Genomic DNA, 18,970 nt, shown 5'->3' on the forward strand with positions numbered 1-18,970 from the left:
GTTTAGTTGTATGGACAGGTTGGTCTAAGGTTTATTTTACACTTTTTACAGCAATATAGCAGAGATTTTTGCCTGTTCTGGTAAAAAAACGACGCATCTTTAAAAACTGTTGTCTGTTCTCTTTCTTAAGGCCTCGTCTCATAATGTTCAGGGTGTTCATAAGACCTTCATCCTTAATCATTCCACGAGGTGTCATCAAAGACATTTTCCCATGGTGATAAGTCACTTGAGAAAAACCGTGTTCTTGATATAAGGCTTGCCAACCTGTTAGTGACAAGGGAGCAACATTGACATGAATCGTTTGACGTAACTCGTCAAGTACTTGTCTTGTTTTTGGATCTTCATAAGCTACGTCATGTGTCAAAAGTCGCCCGCCTGGTTTTAACACACGCCAATATTCATTGAGTGCCTTCTCCTTGGCTTGGGCGTTCAACATGGTTAACATGGCTTCATTAATCACAATATCAAAATGGTTATCTGGAAATGGTAGTGATAAAGCACTGGCTTGGGATACTGTAATGTGACGGGTTAACCCCTCAACAGCAACCCTTTCTTGTGCTTCTTTGACAACCTTGGGGTTTAAGTCAACGGCATCAATCTGACAACCGAAGGTTTTAGCTAACTCTATTGCTGTCGTGCAGCGATTGCAGGCAACCTCTAAAACGTGACAATCCTGAGAGAATTGTCCTTGTTCAATCAACCAGTTTGTCGCCTCAACACCGCCAGGTCTTAAGCGTTTTTTTCCTAGACGTGCTAAAAAGTCATGCCCAACTTCCTTTGTTACCATTGCTATTCTCCTTTATTCATTGAACTTTTCCTTTTATAAGAGCTTCTTTTCTAAAAAAACGGTAGGTTATCTGGCAGACCTCAAAGGAACTATGACTTGTATCACGTTAGGGATAAGGCTCTTCAAATAAGCTTTTTGCTCTTAAAAACAGCTCTCGCAAAAAGAATTTTAGCAGCCCATGATGACTGCTCCATCTCTTATTAATATATCATAATTAAGCTTACTTAAAAAGTGTTACTCATCACCTAAAAGAGGTTTAATAGCGTCAACTGGCATGTCTTGACCAGTGATTAATTTAAAAGCTTCTGCTCCTTGATAAAGCACCATTCCTAGCCCATTAATGACTTTTTGGGCGCCATGTTGACGGGCAAAGGCTAGTAACTTGGTTTCTGCTGGGCTGTACACGATGTCAAAGACCACCAAGTCTGGGCGAATGAGCTCGGGGTCGGTAATCAAACTTAGATTTTCTAAAGGCTTCATTCCTACACTTGTAGCATCAATAAATAGATGAGATTCCCTGATGGCCTCCTTAAAGGCAGTCTGATCTTCCAAGTCTTGAAGGGTTACTTTAGTCCTTGTTAGCTGGTTCAGTTTTGTCACAAGCTTTTGAACGCTACTTAGACGTGTAGCTTGTCGGTTAAACAAACGAACCTCTTTGGCGCCGTCAAAAGCGAGCTGGACAGCGATAGCTTTCCCAGCCCCACCAACTCCTGCTAGGGTAATGATTTTGTTCTTTACCGACACTCCTTCGTCAGCCAAGGCTCTGAGCGCTCCTATACCGTCTGTAATATGCCCCACGAGATGTCCTTTACCATCCTTATTGACAACCGTATTGACTGCACCGACCAACTCAGCAGCTGGGGACAAGTCATCCAATAAGGGTAAAATAGCTTCTTTATTTGGCATAGACACATTGGAGCCACGAATTCCTAAGGCACGAATCCCTTGCACGGCATCTGCTAATTGCTCTGTCCCTACTTCAAAAGCAAGGTAGGCATAATCCAGCCCCAGTTTAGCATAGGCTTCATTGTGCATTTTGGGAGACAAACTATGACGAATAGGGGTAGCAAGCAAAGAGACCAACAGGGTGTGGCCTGATAAACGTTCTGACATTTAGAAATCTCACTTTCCATTTCAACCTTGTAAAGGCGCCTTTCACGTAATAAAGGACGCCTATTTGTTTTTTATTATACCTTATTTTACAGAATTCATCAGACCTGGTGCCAAAGAAGTCTTCTTTTACTCATGCTTCATGCTAAATCCCAAAGGCCAATTTGAATACTGTCTTCAGTTAGGTCAGGTCCTTCAATGACTTCAAGGGTCACTGCCAGATACAAAACAGTCAAAATATCATCGAAGAAAATAACCTCTTCTAACTGGCTCAAGTGGCTATCAGCTAGCATCAAGGTTTCTTGCTTAATAGAGCTCTGACTACCATAACTGATTGCCACAGAAACACTAAGAGATGTGCCTGTGTGATTTTGCAAGCTAATGGCTCCTATGGCTTGCACCGTATCATATTGGTAGCAATAAGTTAGCCTTTTTTGACTTGCGGCCAGGGATTGCTTGGCGACTAAACTGAGATCCTGGTGCCGTCTTTTGCTAGCTTGTGCTAGGTTAAGCCTTGCCTCAACCGGTATTGATTGCCCAAAACAAGAAACATAGCCTGTGACAAGAATAGGCTTGGCAAAGATTTTCTCTTTTAGGTACCACGTCATTGAAAAAGCTTTTTTCACAAGAGAACCTTGGGCATCTTTGACTTGGAGCCACTGAGGCAAGAAGATATCGTCGCCTTTTTTAAAATCAAATGCCTGAGAACAAACCTGCAAGGGCAGAGATAAATAGTGCTGGTAACTAGTGATAAGAATGTGAGGTGTGCTAGCCTTACCTGCTTTTTGCTGGGTGTCTTTGTTCTCCAAAACAGAAAGGAATTGTGTGGTCTTTAGACAAGATTGACCAATTTCTTGTTGACTTGTCAGTCGGCTCTTTTTAAACTGATATTTCTCTAAAGGTAGTGTCACTAAGTGTTCTTTGGGGGCACGGCAGGCTACTTGTGTCTGAAAAACACTGCTAAGTTGCTGCGAGGCTTTTGCCGTGACCTTAATGTGTCCCGCCTCTCCAGTGAGGGCTAAAATGGCTAATAATTTTCCCCCATATGCCTGGCGCAGAGGCTCCTGATAAGGGGTGTGGTCAGTCGGATTCCCATTATCAAGAGCCAACAAACGGGCTGGTCCTTCTACTTGAACCTGCAACCAATCTTGAGCATGGCTGACCAATTCACCTCGGCTATCCAAGAGTGATAAATCCAGATAAAGCAATTCCCAAGGAGCGTCAATAGGTGCTTCAAAGGCTTTCCAAGATAGCTTTGCCACTGAACCATAGGTTCTAACCTGAGAACGTCCACTGGTTTTTGGAATGCTTTTACCAGAAATGTCGTAGGCCACTGCCCTTAGCAACCCTTTTTGATAGGGCACTCGCCAAGTCAGGTAAAGGTTCTCGTGAGGATTCTTAGCAGCGTCAGCTCCTTGGTAAAGCTGATAAGTGTGTCCCGTTGGCGTGCTATAAGTATGAAATGCCTTCCTTCCATAATCTGTTAAGTTGCCCTGCTCATCTTCAAACATCAGTTGCACACTGGCAGCATTGCTATAAACCACAACCTCCACCAATCCCTGCTCATCGAAACAAAGCTGGTCCTTCTGCCAGACTGGTAACAGGTGCAAGGTGGTCTGCCCCTGCGCCCACTGACTTTGGTAAAAATAATAGCTATCTTTTGGAAAGCCTGCCGTGTCTAAAATGCCAAAGTAGGCATTTTTAGGAGAAGGCCAAAGGCCTACAACACCGCTGTCGATCTTGTTCCAGGGGGTAGGTTCTCCTAAATAATCAAAGCCTGTCCAAACGCATTCGCCAGCAACAAAATCACGGGTAATGGTATCATACCAAGCCTGGCTAGCGAAGGCACCCCAATCAACCTTAGCATGATCATAAGAGGTTAGGTGATAACCGGAGTCAAGAACTTTTTTTGTCTCTTTATAATAAGCCCTGCTGGTAATGGCTGAGACTGTTTCAGAACCATACAACAGCCAATCAGAGTGCTCCTCATGAAGCCTATCATAGTCTTTTCCATCAGCATAGTTTAACCCAATGAGTCCCTGAGGATGGTCTAATTGACTAAGAAGAGTTGCCATTTGCGACACTTCCTCATGCCAGCAAAAGTCAGCTTCTTTTAATTTATTGTCCCCAAAGGTAATGGGACGTGAGGTGTCAATAGCAGTAATCCATTGGCACATTTGTCTTGTCAGCTCTGGGTAATGACTGACATCGGCTGAAAAACCCTCCATCAATTCATTACCAATCGACCACATCAACACTGACGGGTCATTCTTGGCAGACCAGACCATGGCCTCAATACTATACTGGGCCCAGCTCGTTTCAGGTGACCTCACTCTTTGAAGATAGTTTGCATTTTCAGTTCCGATAGTCTGATGGAAATAGTTTGAAAAGTCATTAACGTTTCCATTTTTGGCATAGGTCCAGGTGTCAAAGGCTTCTTCAATCACAAAAAAGCCGAGACGATTGGCTAGTTGCCTAAGTTTGGGACTACTTGGGTTATGGGTGCTACGAATGGTATTAGCCCCCATGTCTTTCAACAGGACTAATTGTCTGGCTAGGGCATCTTCGTAAGCACAAGCTCCTAGGCCTCCTTGGTCATGATGCAAACAAACTCCCTTTAATTTGACAGCTCTGCCATTCACAAAAAGCCCCTGATTGGCCATAAAAGTCAGCTGACGAAAACCAGTTTCAAGGCAAAAGCAATCAATGACCTGACCTTGATAGTAAAGAGTGAGTTCTAAATCGTAGAGGTGAGGATTATCTGGTGACCACAATTGGAGTTCTTCCAAAGACAGTGTAAGACCATACTGTCTTTGGAAAGCCAAATCAGCTAGAGGCACTTCTGTTTCTTGATAAAGGAGTTTCTTGTCTTTTGAGCAATGTGATTGTTCCCATAAACAGAGGCTCAATTGGTAGTGGCAAGTCTGAATAGACTGATTGAGGGCAAAGCGTAAATCAACTTTCTGTTGCCCTTTCTCCTGCACAGCAGTATCAGCCAAGGTCATTGCTACCTGGTCTGCCACAAAATGAAGCTGGGGAAGAACAGACAAACTCACTTCACGATAAAGACCACTGCCTGAATACCAACGAGAACTGGGAACCTTGTTTTCAACCCGGACAGCCAGAAGATTTTCAGCTCCAAAAGTCACAACATCAGAGATATCATAAGTAAATTCCTGATAGCCATTTAAGTGTTTGCCAATGAATTGCCCGTTAACATAAATTTCCGTTTCCATATAGGAACCCTCAAAAGTAATGGCAACATGACAACCAGCTAAAACCTCATCTAACACGAGATAATGCCGATACCAACCGACACCACCTAATTTATAAGCACTTTCAGCTTCACCATTTCTTGTGTAAGGCTGCGTAAGACTGAAATCATGTGGTAAATGAATCACCTGCCAGTTCGAATCATCAAAAGAAGGGTCCTGAGCACACGCCACATCTGCCATAAGAAAACGCCAGCCTTGATTAAAGGGCTGCTTTCTTCCTTCTTGATCAATATAGTGGTATTGGTAGCCAGTCACTGTCTGCTCCTTGCTATCTGGTGTCATATCAATCTCCTGTTTGACGTTACTGGTCGCCCTTGATGGCTTGGTAATTGTCCTTGTAACGATCTCTGAACTCTTTTGGCGATAAACCATTCAACTTTTTAAACATCTTGATAAAATAATGATTGGTATTGTAACCTGTTTCATAAGCAATTTCATTGATGGATTGGTTGGTGTAAAGCAATAACTGTTGCGCTTTTTGAATCCTAACATGATTTAAGTACTGGGTAAAACTACGCTCGGTTTCATTTTTAAAGCATTGCCCTAAATAAACCCCATTGACATGTAACCTATCAGCGATAGCTTTAAGAGTTAATTCTTGATGGTATTCCTTGCGAATGCAATCAATGGTTTCACTAACTAAATCTGAATAGCGTTTTTCAGGGGAATTGTTCTGATTGGTGACATCCAACACTTTTTTTAGTTCCCTCAAAATGCAATCAATGGATTGGCTGTCATGAATAGTTTTTACCATGGACAGATAAGTCATTTTATCTAAAATGGGAAATTGACGATAAATGTCAGAAAACAACAAGAACGAAACATGCTTCACATCCTCTGGTGAAAAGTTCAAGGTCTTCATCTCGTCAAAAATAGCTTCTAATTTAGACAAGATTGTAGGTTCGTCCCCAATCATCAACGCCTTGTTAAAAGCAAAGAACTGCAAACGGGACTCTGGTAGTTCAATTTTGGACTTATCTTTTGCTCTAATTGGTGACACTTCACAATTGTAAAAGAGGCTCTTAAGCACCTGATTGTAGCTTTCATAAACATTTTCCCAGTCATCAACTGTTTCTCCCAAAATAAGTTGATGCATGTTTCTTGAGAATCGCTTTTGTAGATCATAGGTAAACGCCTTGGCTTGATCAGTTTTACCAAGTAGGACAGCCAGATAAACCTTCTTATCTTCTTCTTTTTTGAGATAAAAAGGCTGACCTTCTCGTTCAAAATAAGCATCGATGGCTGCTTGCCACTCTTGACAGTCCAAATACAGCACTGTAAAACCAGTTAAAGCAGCCGCTGGCAAGCCTTGACTTAACTGCTGAAATTCTTTCTCACTCAATTCATCTGTAAGCCAAAGGGTCAAAAGGCTGTCATGATAGGCTTCTTGCCGGATTGATTCTGCCTGCTGGGCATCCAACCAGTCTTTAAATTGTTTCATTTTAGCCTGTAATTCTGCCTTATCAACAGGTTTTAACAAATACCCCTTGGTTTCTAATTCCATAGCCTTTTGCACATAGGAGAATTCTTGATAACCAGATAAAATCAAGGTTTGTAGCTGAGGATGATAGGTTTTAGCTGCTTCTATTAAATCCAGTCCTGTCATTCCAGGCATGGTAACATCTGAAATCATGACATCCACTGGGTACTGAGTCAAATAGGCTAAGGCTTCCTTGCCTGATCTTGCTGTTTGAACCACTTCAAATCCAAGTGCCTGCCAATCAATAATCATGGTGAGCCCTTGTAAAATCATGTATTCATCGTCAACTAATAGTACCTTATACATCAAGCATCCTTTCTAATCCTAATTTGAATGATAAAGCCACCATTTGGCTCCTTAGCCATGGACCAAGAAACCCTGTCTCGAAAATGATGAAAGAGACGGAGGTAAACATTTTGCAAACCAATAGAGCTATTGCCTGTTGTTTGGTGCTCTTGAAGCCTTTTTTCCATATCTGCTAAGCGCTCTTGACTAATACCACGTCCATTATCAAGCACCTGAATCAAGAGATGATCCGTCTCATCTAAAGCCTTGATGCTTAGTGCATTGTCATGGCGACTATAATCAATCCCATGCACAAAATAATTTTCAACGAGAGGTTGAATGACAAATTTAGGAATGGCTAAGTCAGCAACACTCTCATCAATTTTTACATGATAAGCGAAGCTATCTGGATACCGCATTTGATAAAGGTAAATGTACTTTTCACAAAAAGCCAGTTCTTCTTTTAAGGTGGTCATCTTATCTTGGCTAATATTGTTGCGAAGCAGACTCGCAAAGGCATAAATGACATCTGCTAATTCTTCTTGTTGACAACTAAGGGCGTACATCCGAATATACTCTAACGTGTTGTATAAAAAATGAGGGTTGATTTGAGACTGCAGAGCTCTCATTTGGGCATCTCGTTGCTCTACCTCTAACACATAAACTTCGTCAATATAAGCTTTAATGCTGGCCAACATCTGATTAATGGCTTCTGAGATATGATACAGTTCCAATTCCATGTGGCTGTTGTCGATGGTTAAAGACAAATCGCCTGCTGCAACCATTTCAACAGTATCCGTAATTTCAGAAACCTGCTGGATATAATTTCGGAAAACCCTAAAGAGCAACTGCAATAACAGCCAAGCTAAAAGTAGAGAAACAAGGCCATACACAAAAACTGTCCTGACAGCTTCCGCTAATAAATAGGATTTTCTGACAGCCACATAAGCCAAGAGGTCTCCCGAGCGATTGTACTGCATCCGATAAGCCTTGCTAAGATTACTAAGATCAGCTGCCCGATCTGCCTTGATAGCCTTTTTAACCTCAGCCTCTAAATGAGGAAATCTCCGACCTCCTTGATGGAAGAGTTTGCGGCCATAGTAATCAAAAGCAAAAGTAGCTAAATAGTGATCCTGCTGTGTCTCTACCAAAGTCGGTGGTTTGTCAAAGGTCAGGTAAAGACGACCTGTCACATCTCCTGATTCTGGATTTCGAATAGAGCGAACTAAAACATTTCCGGTTACTTTTTCAGGCTTGCTATAAAGCAAACGACCCGTCTTAATGACCTTATCGGCGTACAGATAAGCACTACTGTCCTCTAGCAGTAGGGTCATAGAAGTCACATCAGGGTACAAGTCAAAAAGACGCCTCACCTCTTCAGAAAATAGGACCGTGTCTTTTCCTTTTTCCCAGTCTTCAAAAACGTTTGAAAAATATTGGTTTGGGGTTAACGTCATGTATTGATAGAGATTATGGTAATCTTCTGAACGGCCAACCAACTGGTCTAAAACCCGTAGGGTAATATCGTTTTGTGACTGCAATCTACCTAGAGTCTCCTCCAATCGCATCTGCGCCTCAGCATCCACCCTTTTATAAGTACTACTAATAGAATAACTGCTCAAGCCAATAGCTGCTAAAGTGAAAAAACTTACAATTAGCAGGCTATATAATTTCATCAGTCGATTAATCAAAAAACCCTGCTTAAAGTGGTTAGTCACATACCTTCCCAATGTTTTAACACTCATCAATCACTCCATCTACTAGTCGACGATTAGCCTTAGTGACAAAGTCCAAGCAAAAGACTAGAGCTCCGAAGGTTAAAAAGAGATAAAGACCTTTGTATTGCCAAGTCACTAAGGTAATTCCCAACAAAACACTCAGCATGAGTAAAAAGGATTTGAAACTTAAAAAGACGCTGATAAAGGCTAATTTCATATTATTCCAAAGGTTAATCTCATAGCTCACTGCATAAAAAACCATGTAAAGATAGGTCATGGTTAGCCAAACCATGGCTATTACAATCAAGAAAGACACGGTAAACCAAAACAAGGATGGAAACTGTACTGCCCAATGCAAATTAAAGGTTAAAAAAAGGAAAGTCAGGGCAAAAAGACCAAATCTTAGATTAGCTTCTTTGAAATAAGATTTCCAAAGTTGAACAGCCCTTTTCAAAGAATAGTGGTTTTCTTCTTGAGGTGTTTTTAAAAATAGGGTGACAATGGTTTGCCAGGCTGGCCCCACCCCAAACACAATCAGTCCAGCTAAGGACAAGAGATGAAAAATGAGGGTCAATTGGATCATTTTCCAAATTAAAAAGCAGGTTTTTTCAATGCCATTCATATGATAGTCCTCTTTTTCTTGTTAACACTTATAGCAGTTTCAGGGACCAGCAGCTACGAGACTAGTTTTAGCACCCCCAGTAAGATGCTGGTATTAGTTTTACTCTGATTAATAGTTTAGACTCTTCTAATATAGCACACTTTATAGGCTTTTGGAAACCGCTTTACTAAGAGTAGTAACATTATTGACATTAATTTTTCTCCCTTTATAACTTCCACTTATTTGATGATCCGTTTTTTCCACTCATCAGAAGAAAAGAGCTGAGATTTCCCAGCCCTCAACTTATAATCAAGAAAATGAATGCCTTACTTGTCTTTAGCTACAAAGTCGTCCAATTGTTTTTGAACTTCTTTTTGCACCTTGTCCCAACCAGCACCTTTGAGGTCTGCAAGAAGTTTTGGAAGGGCTTCGTCAGGATCCACTGTACCAGTATTGATACTTGCTTTATATCGGTTCATGACATTTGAAATATTTGACAATTCCGTTTTGATAACTTTTGTGTCAACAGTGAAACCAAGGATTGGAGATTCTTTAGCATCCTTGATTGATTGGTCACGTTTAGCAATCATGTCGTCAGTAACAGATTCTTGAGTGTAAAGGATTTTATTGTTACCAGTATTCCAAGCACCCATGTGCATTTTTGGTTGATAGCCATCGAGCAGTTTGATTTTCTTGTCGCCAATTTTTTCCCAAGCTTTGCCTTCGACACCATAAACAAGCCCATTTAACAATTCGGGATCGCTATTAAGAAGAGAAAGGACTTCAACTGCTTTTTCTTTGTTTTTAGATACGCTTGATACCACAAAGTTTGCCATTTGTGCTTGTGATGTGGTTTTTAGCGGTTTAGTCAATGGACGAGACACGATGTCTTTTCCTGCAGCATTGGTCAAGATAGTATCGCCATAGTCCATAGGACCTTGGGTTTCTTCACGCATAAACCAAGTGTTTCCTTCAAGGGGATAACCTTCTGTATTGGTCGCTGCATCTGTTGGAATCAAACCTTCTTTATACCATTTGTGCATCAAGCGGAGATTGTTTTTAAAGGACTCATCTTCATACTGATTAATGATGGTTGGCTTGCCTTCATCAATTTTCACAGCAAAGGGTTGGGTTTTGGTTAATGGGTAGTCATAGTCACCTGACATACTAAAGACTTGACCAATAGCAAAAGCTGCTGTATTTGGTTCTTTTTCGTGGAATTGTTTCAAGACATTTTCAGCATCTGCATAGGACTTAATGTTTGAAATGTCAAGGCCATATTTGTCCACTAGTTCTTTATTGAAAGAAAGCATCTGTTGGGCATAAACGTTGGCATCTACTGGGAAGGCATAGAGTTTACCGTCAATAGTATTTCCTTTAATATAGGCTGGGTCTAAGTTTTTATACGTTTTCTTAGCGTATTTTGGCATTAACGTTGTCAAATCAGCAAAAGCACCTTTTTGTGCATTGACCACATAATTATTGGCAAAAGCAATGTCGTAGTTTTCACCAGAGGCAATGATGGTACTCATTTTATCATCCCAGTCCCCCCAACCGATGTATTGAAGGTCAACCGTTGCACCTGTTTTTTCTTTGATGCGCTTGTTAGCAATTGTCATCAATTCATCGAAGTTATCAGGTTTGTCACCAACTTGGTACATCAATAATTTGACATCACTATCCTTTGATGCTGACTTGCTTTCGCAGGCTGCTAAACTAGACGCTGCAAGCACAGTTCCAGTCACACACACGATTTTTTGCCACTTTTTCATAAGTGAAGCCTCCTAAAAAATGTTTTCTTTTGTTACTAATGATTAGATAAAATCTGGTCTTGTGACCAGTTCCTTAAGTCCTATTCCTTCACCCCACCAATGGTCAAACCACCGACAAAGTACTTTTGGAAGAATGGGTAAGTCAAGGCAATCGGCAAGGTTGCAATAACCACGATAGCCATACGAACTGATTCTTTTGGCAGCGATGCTAAGCTATCTGCCATTTGTGCACTCATGCCAGCATTTTGTGCCAAGGCCTGTAGGTTGCTCTGAATTTTCATCAGTAAGTACTGCATTGGGTAAAGATTCTCACTTTGCACATAAAGCAAGGCGTTAAACCAATCATTCCAATAAGTTAAGGCAGAAAATAAACTGATGGTGGCAATCCCTGGAACAGCTAATGGTAAGACAATTTTCATAAAAATCATCCATTCACTAGCCCCATCCATACGAGCCGACTCAATAATGCTATCTGGAACTGTCTTTTTAAAGAACGTTCTCATGACCAAGATGCCAAATGGGCCCAGAGCCATTGGTAAAATCAAGGCCCAAACCGTATCCTTCAAATGAAGGAGATTGCTGACCACCAAGTAATTAGCAACCATCCCTGGTGCAAAGAGCATGGTGATAAGTGCATAAACAGTAAAAAAACGTCTGTATGGGAAATAAGGTCTTGAAATCGCATAAGCATAGGTTGATGTCATGGTCGTGTTAATAAAGGTTCCCACCACTGTAATAAACACGGATATCCCAAATGACCTCATGATTCTATGGGACATGGCTCCTTGAAAAATATACTGGTAAGCCTTAGTTGACCAGACATCTGGAAAAAAACTATACCCATGATTAATCAAGTAACTTTCATCAGTGAAGGAAATAATAATCACGAAGATAAAAGGAATGATACAAGAGATGGCAAACAGACCAATCAGAATATTAAAGATAGCATTGGTTTTTCGATCAAAGGTTCTAACATTAACCTTTTCGACTTTTTTCTTTTTCTCCATGTTTTCCTCCTAAAACAAGGCTGCATCAGGGTCCATGCGACGAACAATCGCATTGGTGACTAACAAGATGCTGGTCCCAACTACTGACTGATAAAGGCTAGCTGCCGATGCCATCCCAATATCTCCTGTAGCAGTCAAGGCATTGTAGACATAGGTATCTAACACACTGGTCACGTCATAAAGTGGGCCTGAATTCTTAGGAATAACGTAGAAAAGTCCGAAATCAGATTTAAAAATATTACCAATATTAATGATCAATAAGATAGACATCATTGGCAATAATTGTGGAATGGTGATGTTCCTAATTTGTTGCCATTTGCTTGCACCATCCACCATAGCAGCTTCATAATAAGTATCAGAAATCCCTTTGACTGAAGCATAGTAGATAATGCTATTGTAGCCTAGCCCCTTCCAGACACTCATGAAAAGTAAAATCAAGGGCCACCAAGTGGGATTGGAATACCACTTGATTGGATCTGCTCCACTTCCGGTCAAGAGCTGATTAATGAAACCTTTATCCGTATTTAAAAAGGCAGAAACAAAGTATTCAATAACCACCCATGATAAGAAATAAGGCAATAAGGACATGGTGTGATAGACCTTAACCGTTCTCTTATTTCGTAACTCACTCATGATAATGGCAAAAGCAATCGCAAAGAAAACATTAAAGAGTAAGAAAATCACATTGTAAGCAATGGTATTTCTGGTAATCAACCAAGCATCTTTGGAAGCAAAGAGGTATTTGAAGTTAGCCAAACCAACCCAAGGGCTCTCCTTCAAACTTTCCATAAAGCCCCCTGCTGAATAATGAAAATCTTTAAAAGCAACCACATTGGCTAAAACTGGAATATAAAAGAAAAAGATGAACCAGATGAAACCTGGTAATACCATTAATAATAAGGCCCGGTATTTAATCACATTTTTCCAAAAGGATGTCTTTTTGTTGGTTTGTCTTATCATTTCCCAACCTCCCTTTGTGTTAATCACGTTATAGTTACAGTATATCAAGCGCTTTCATTATTTGAAAGCAACAAATTATAGGTATGATAACACAAAGTATAGAATCACTTAGAAAGCCTTTTCATTGTTGCTTAAATCTGTCATACTAAGATGAGACATGATCGTCTATTCTACTATAATAAAGGAGAACACCTCATGAGCTTGTTATGTATTGATATAGGAGGCACTTCCCTTAAATTTGCCCTCTGTCACAATGGCCAATTAAGCCAGCAAAGCAGCTTTCCCACTCCCTCTAGTCTGGAAAAGTTTTACCAATTACTCGACCAAGAAGTTGCTCGTTACTCTGCTTACCATTTCTCAGGTATTGCCATCAGTTCACCTGGGGCAGTCAATAAAGAAAAGGGGGTTATCGAAGGCGCCAGCGCTATTCCCTACATTCACCATTTTAAAATACAAGAGGCCTTAGAAGAACGGCTACATTACCCTATTTCTATCGAAAATGATGCCAATTGTGCCGCCTTAGCTGAAGCTACCTTAGGGGCAGGAAAAGGCGCTAGTAGCCTAGCCATGCTCGTTCTTGGTACTGGAGTTGGAGGAAGCTTGGTCATTGATGGCAAGATTTACCATGGTGCCCACTTATTTGGGGGCGAGTTTGGTTTCATGATCATGAACGACCGCTACCAAACCTTTAGTCAGTTAGGGACAGTGGTAAATATGGCCAAGCGCTATAGTGCAATCGTCAATAACGGAAAAGATTATACTGGCAAAGCTGTCCTTGCCCTCGCAGAACAAGGAGATCCCCTAGCACTCAAAGAAAGGCAGGTCTTTCTCCAAAGTTTAGCCATCGGTATTTTTAACATTCAACACGCCTTTGATCCTCAACTGATTTTAATCGGGGGTGGTGTTTCCCAAGCTGACTTTCTACTGTCAGCGATTGAAGCTGAACTAGACAAACTCTACCAAGCCGTCGAAATCTCCGACCTTAGACCCCAATTAGCTATTTGTCACTTTAAAAACGAAGCTAATCTTCTGGGAGCTGCCATTGATTTTTACCAAGAACACAAGGAGGCCTAACCATGGACCGCTAAATCCCTCTTATCCCCTATTGTCCCTAATCGCCTCTGACATCTACAAAGACATCCTAAAAGGATTGCTGATTAGCTACAACGATACTGGCTTTCTGCCTAAATGACTCTCTGCTGATGAACACAGCCTGATGCCTGGTCCCTTTGTTGATGTCATTGTTGCTGACGCTTCTGTTAAAGGAATTGGTCATCAGTTAATGCTCGAGCTATTAGAAGCTATGCTAGTTATCGCCAATAAGCAAAGCCTCACTTAATAACTCACTCATATAGTCCCCTTATCGTGGACAGTGACATAACAAACAGTCACTAGAAACCATAAGGGACTTTTATCTGGCCCAAAAATATGAAAGAAAATCCTAAAATACCAAGATGAAAAACAAGCATCCTTAGCCAAGATACTCTAAAGAATTGAAGAGTCAAATTAAACAAGATGGGTAGTTGATGCTAAACCAGACAGAACGCTTATATCTAGTTCGGCAAATACCAACACTTTCCAAAGAAATACAAGAGCCTCGATCCTCTTAACATGAGGAAAAAGGCCCTTGTTTAATCATTGGTAACATCATTATTCACTTGTCTCAAAGGAGACGTTCACACGTTCAATCACTGAGGTGAGAAGCAGAGCCTCCAAACTCCTCCATTACTTCTAATGAAATCAAGCGGTTATGAGTAGCTACTTTTTTAAACCAATAAGCTGAAGCTTTAGGTCGTCGCACTTGGGTATGGATATTATTTTCCACAAGGCCATAGCGGTTTTTGTAGGCATTGAGCCAAGACCAGCCATCAATTGGTGTCCATACATGGTAACCAAAACAATTCGAGCCTGCTTCTATTCCTTTGTGGAGATAGGTTAAATGTTCTTTCAAAAATTGGATGCGATAATCATCTTGAATCTGACCAGTTTCATCACGGTAACGGTCTTCTCCTGAAATCCCTACACCATTTTCAGATAAGAACCAAGGAATATTGTCGTAATGGTCTCGCATCTTGATGGCAATATCATAGACAGCCTCAGGATAGATCTCCCACCCCTTATCCACGTTCATGCGGCGGCCAGGCATCAGGTAGGGATCATAATACCATTCAGGACTCCAAGATGGGCTAATCACTGGAATGGCATCAGGAGCCTTCACGCGCTTAGGGTGGTAAAAATTCAATCCCAAATAATCCACTCTATTCTCAGCAATAAGAGCCAACTCTTCTGGCGTTGATTGCCACAAAACCCCATCTTTTTTCAATACCGCAACCAATTCTTCTGGGAATTTCCCATGAACAGCAGCTTCCATAAACAAGTCATTGTTCCAAAGTTCTGCAAAATGCGCAGCAGCCATATCCGCTTCTGATTGACTAGCTGGGTAGGCTGGCGTCAGATTGAGAATGGTTCCAATACGCCCATCACTAAGTTCTGCTGGACCTCGCCTGTAAGCTTGAATAACCTTGGCTGTGGCTAGGGCTAGATTATAGGCGACCTGGACTGCTTTTTTCCCATCCACGATAGCAGGGTAATGAAATTGCATTAAATAAGAGCCTTCCACAACGACCATAGGTTCATTGTGGACAAACCAATCCTTAACCCGATCACCAAACTGCTCAAAACAAACCTTGCTAAAGGCGACAAATAAGTCCACAACATGCTTTGATTCCCAGCCACCATAGGCTTGATAGAGGGCAATTGGCAGGTCAAAATGATGCAAATTAATAACAGGACGAATACCATTGGCCAAGCAAGCATCAATCACTCGATTATAATAGGCAAGGCCATCAGGATTAATCGTCGCTTGCTCAAAGTCATCAATCAAACGTGTCCACTGAATGGAGGTACGGTAAGAATTGTGACCTAGTGAAGCTAACAAGGTCAAATCAGATTCAATCTGATGATAGGCATCCGAAGCCGTATCAGGTCCCACGTAATCGTAAAACAAGTCAGGCTCCTCTTCATACCAATAATCAAAGAGATTGCGGTGCTGCTTAGCAAAACGCCCCTCACTTTGAGGGCCTGAGGTGGCTCCTCCCCACCAAAACTCTTTTGGAAATGCTAACATATCATTCCTTTCTAGCTCGTATGCTAAGCATAGTCTTCCGGTCTTGCTTGGGTAACTTGACCTTGATTAGCTGTTAGTTTATCTTGCTGTTGATAGTAGATGCGATAGTAACGACTTGGAATGTCACTTCCAATACGGTGTTTATCTTCTTGTAAGTCAGCATAGAGTGTTTCCAACTGAGGCTCCTGATTTAACATAGCCTGCCAAAAATCTTGGTCTTTGGCCACCCGTTCAAACCAAGGAGCAATAGCTTGTTGAAACGCTGGCTTATCTAGCTTTCTCAACGTATTGACACGTTCGACCAATTCAGCTACCCAAGCTGATAACGTTGATACATCCTTAGCCAGGAGAGCTTCTTCCACTTCAAAAGGAAGGTCCCTGTGCAGATGACGATTGCCATTATGCCAAGCAAATGCCTGTAAAGCTAAGGCTAATTCAGTATCTTCTGTATAGTCTGTTAAGGTTTCTAGCCAAGAATGACTAGGCTGATAACGGTTAGCATCCCACAGATAATGGCTCATATCTGTCAAGGTAAGCTTAGATAATTCCCAACTAATCATAGGGTTAGAAACAATCCCCTTGACCTGATAGTCTGGCTGGCATAAAAATGGCGAGCGATTGGCAAAAGGGGTTAAAAAGAGACGTTCTGGATCTTTTTGATAATCATTAACAGGAATATTGTCCCAAATAATGATAGGCCGTTGATATACTGCTGCCATAGTTTCAATATCTGCTTGCGAGATTTGACTCGCTAGCGTGCTTGGGCCTGTCCAGAAAAAGGCGACTTCTTTAGGAATCCTTTCTGACAGCTCTTGCAAATAGATAGAATCATGGTGGTTGTCGTATTCTGTCGGACAGATCACCAATTCTGGCGCCGCATGTTGTTGGTTTAAAAAGTGATGAACCTCAGTTGCCAAGTGGGCCTGGGCATAGGCAGTCTTTTTGAATCGTCTCTCAACAGCATCTACAATTTGGTAGTCAATATCATCCAGCAAAAGCCCAAAATGACAAACACCTAACGCTAGAAGTTGTTGCAATTTTTGATAGAGCAACTGATAGTCAGCTTCCTTGGTATAATCAAAATCAAGCCCCGGACTAATCATATACCAAAAATCAAGCCCTTCTTCCTTGGCTACTGCAAGTAGCTCTTTGAAATAAGTCACCCAATCCTCAGGATAAAGATCGCGCCACAGTTTTCGTTGGTAATCATCATCTTTAGGAGCATACATGTAAGTATTCATCCTTTTATTTCCAATAAAACGCAGGCAATCTAACCGCTCTTCTCGTGTCCACGGTGTTCCGTAAAAGCCTTCAATTATCCCCCGCATAGCAAAAGAAGGGCTGTGCTTGACAGAAACAATGGGCAAATAAAGTTTATCCCCTTTGAAGGTCATGACTTTAAGCAAAGCTTCTTGGGCGTAACGAAAACCTCTAAGGTTTTGGCTTTCAATAATGATTTCCTTATCTTCTGAAATCTTCAGGGTAAAGGCATCCTTAGCCAGCTGACGGTTAAAAAAGTGTTTCATCGTCACCTCTGCTTGGCCTTCTTCAATCCACTGAAAATACTTTGACGTTGCCAATTCTGCCAGCAGGGCTTTTTGATTTTCAAAGCGGAAAAAACGGCCAATAAATCGGCAAGTCAATGGCGTGTCAAAGACAAGATAGTCTCCTCTTGTCATGACTTCTTGATAATCCTTTAAGGCGTGATAAATGGTCATTTCTGGTCTCCTTTACCTGAGCTAACCAGCTCATGCTAGTAACGTCTTTTTTAGTGACTACTTTCTCTGATAAATACTTGAACAGGTAACTGGCAAGACACCACTGCTTGGTCTGGCTCATGAATAATCTGCAACAAGACTTTAGCTGCTTCTTGCCCCATTTGGTAAAAATCTTGAGCTGCTGTGCTTAATTTGGGACTCAACAAACGGGAGGCTTGACTATTATCAAAGCCTACAATAGCGACTTGATCAGGAATAGATAAGCCTACCTGTGTGATTTTTTGAATCAGCTGAATAGCCAACCAATCGTTTTCCACGACAAGCCCCCTTTTAGTGGCTGTCGTCTCCGATAAGGTTTTCACCAAACGGTCCAAATAAGCATCTGTTGTTTCAGTCTCTGTCTTAGGAAAATAATGGGATTTTAGAGACGATTCTGCCATTGCCGCTAAGTAACCCAAATAACGGTCTCTAACGGATGATACTTCTCCAAAAGAGCCTGTTGCCACAAAACTAATCTGGTCACAGCCTTGCTCAATCAAGTGCTGAGTCAATTGACAGGCACCGCCTTTATTATCCGCTACAACAGACGGAAACTGAAAAAGATCTAGAGATTTATCCAACAAGACTAGAGGAATGTGATGATGGTCGCAGTAAAACAGGAAATCAATACTGTGATTGACATCTTCAGGATAATAAATAATCCCAGCATAGTCTGACAGGGTGTCTAACCTTACTGTACTGGCCAATTGAACCATGAGACGGTAACCTGTTTCAGCAATGGAGGTCATAATTCCCTTAGCATAATCTCCCAATTCATAATCAGAAGCAAAAGGAAGAATCAACAATAAATCCTTATTCGCTTCAGGGGACGTCACTTGCTTTTTAGCTACGAAGCTTCCTTTCCCACGACTTCTCGTAATCAAGCCTTCTTGCTCCAGTTCTACAAGCGCTCGCTTAGAAGTGATACGGCTAACCGAGAACTGTTCTGACAATTCTTTTTCAGTAGGTAGGCGGTCACCAATTTGCAAACGACCTGATGCTATCTGCTCTTTAATGAAATGATATATCTTTTTGTATAATAATTTTGTCATTCTTTACTCCTGTTATCAGTATAACATGTCAAAAAAGAG

At 41.3% G+C, this 18,970-nt stretch carries 14 protein-coding genes; 2 read left to right on the forward strand and 12 right to left on the reverse strand.

The genetic code is table 11. The features are described 5' to 3' along the window. Nucleotides 1-31 precede the first annotated feature (31 nt). The 9 genes from B6D67_RS07135 to B6D67_RS07175 all read right to left on the reverse strand — a co-directional run bounded on the left by B6D67_RS07135 (nt 32) and on the right by B6D67_RS07175 (nt 12,995). Entirely contained in the window at nt 32-787 is a 756-nt protein-coding gene (locus B6D67_RS07135) for a class I SAM-dependent methyltransferase (RefSeq protein ID WP_010922518.1), read from the reverse strand. Nucleotides 788-1,021: 234 nt separating this feature from the next. Beyond that, the gene (locus tag B6D67_RS07140) at nt 1,022-1,900 is read right to left on the reverse strand and encodes a shikimate dehydrogenase (RefSeq protein WP_002983735.1); all 879 of its coding nucleotides are present in this window, start codon (nt 1,898-1,900) and stop codon (nt 1,022-1,024) included. A gap of 137 nt (nt 1,901-2,037) precedes the next feature. Next, on the reverse strand, nt 2,038-5,454 hold the full coding sequence (locus tag B6D67_RS07145; RefSeq protein ID WP_011285649.1) for a glycoside hydrolase family 2 protein: 3,417 nt from the start codon (nt 5,452-5,454) through the stop codon (nt 2,038-2,040). Between the two features lie 19 nt (nt 5,455-5,473). Continuing rightward, nucleotides 5,474-6,958, reverse strand: a complete 1,485-nt coding sequence (locus B6D67_RS07150) for a response regulator transcription factor (protein WP_010922520.1) — start codon at nt 6,956-6,958, stop codon at nt 5,474-5,476. After that, nucleotides 6,958-8,682 (reverse strand): sensor histidine kinase, encoded by a 1,725-nt coding sequence (locus B6D67_RS07155; RefSeq protein WP_010922521.1) that lies wholly within the window; start codon nt 8,680-8,682, stop codon nt 6,958-6,960. The genes B6D67_RS07150 and B6D67_RS07155 overlap by 1 nt, the downstream gene beginning before the upstream one ends. Beyond that, complete coding sequence (locus B6D67_RS07160) at nt 8,672-9,277, reverse strand: YesL family protein (protein ID WP_010922522.1); 606 nt, start codon at nt 9,275-9,277, stop codon at nt 8,672-8,674. Before B6D67_RS07160 ends, B6D67_RS07155 begins: the two co-directional genes overlap by 11 nt. A 305-nt stretch (nt 9,278-9,582) precedes the next feature. Further along, nucleotides 9,583-11,028, reverse strand: coding sequence for an ABC transporter substrate-binding protein (locus tag B6D67_RS07165; protein ID WP_002995654.1), 1,446 nt, complete (start codon nt 11,026-11,028; stop codon nt 9,583-9,585). Nucleotides 11,029-11,108: 80 nt separating this feature from the next. Further along, complete coding sequence (locus tag B6D67_RS07170) at nt 11,109-12,035, reverse strand: carbohydrate ABC transporter permease (RefSeq protein ID WP_002988998.1); 927 nt, start codon at nt 12,033-12,035, stop codon at nt 11,109-11,111. A gap of 9 nt (nt 12,036-12,044) precedes the next feature. Further along, the gene (locus B6D67_RS07175; RefSeq protein ID WP_011285651.1) at nt 12,045-12,995 is read right to left on the reverse strand and encodes an ABC transporter permease; all 951 of its coding nucleotides are present in this window, start codon (nt 12,993-12,995) and stop codon (nt 12,045-12,047) included. Between the two features lie 195 nt (nt 12,996-13,190). On the opposite strand from B6D67_RS07175, the gene B6D67_RS07180 reads away from it, so the two are divergent. Both B6D67_RS07180 and B6D67_RS10525 read left to right on the forward strand, forming a co-directional pair. Continuing rightward, nucleotides 13,191-14,069 (forward strand): ROK family protein, encoded by an 879-nt coding sequence (locus tag B6D67_RS07180; protein ID WP_011285652.1) that lies wholly within the window; start codon nt 13,191-13,193, stop codon nt 14,067-14,069. A 142-nt stretch (nt 14,070-14,211) separates the two neighbouring features. Beyond that, on the forward strand, nt 14,212-14,334 hold the full coding sequence (locus B6D67_RS10525) for a hypothetical protein (protein ID WP_011285653.1): 123 nt from the start codon (nt 14,212-14,214) through the stop codon (nt 14,332-14,334). 345 nt (nt 14,335-14,679) lie between these two features. Here the strand turns inward: B6D67_RS10525 and B6D67_RS07185 are convergent, their stop codons facing one another. From B6D67_RS07185 to B6D67_RS07195, 3 genes are read right to left on the reverse strand one after another with little or no spacing between them, the layout of a single operon-like run. After that, nucleotides 14,680-16,122: a glycoside hydrolase family 1 protein gene (locus B6D67_RS07185; RefSeq protein ID WP_010922527.1), complete on the reverse strand. Its 1,443-nt coding sequence runs from the start codon at nt 16,120-16,122 to the stop codon at nt 14,680-14,682. 23 nt (nt 16,123-16,145) lie between these two features. After that, nucleotides 16,146-17,840, reverse strand: a complete 1,695-nt coding sequence (locus B6D67_RS07190) for a beta-N-acetylglucosaminidase (RefSeq protein WP_010922528.1) — start codon at nt 17,838-17,840, stop codon at nt 16,146-16,148. 50 nt (nt 17,841-17,890) lie between these two features. Beyond that, the gene (locus B6D67_RS07195; RefSeq protein WP_002983707.1) at nt 17,891-18,931 is read right to left on the reverse strand and encodes a GntR family transcriptional regulator; all 1,041 of its coding nucleotides are present in this window, start codon (nt 18,929-18,931) and stop codon (nt 17,891-17,893) included. Between the last annotated feature and the right edge of the window lie 39 nt (nt 18,932-18,970).

The sequence above is a fragment of the Streptococcus pyogenes genome, assembly GCF_002055535.1.
In the GTDB taxonomy this organism is placed as follows: domain Bacteria; phylum Bacillota; class Bacilli; order Lactobacillales; family Streptococcaceae; genus Streptococcus; species Streptococcus pyogenes.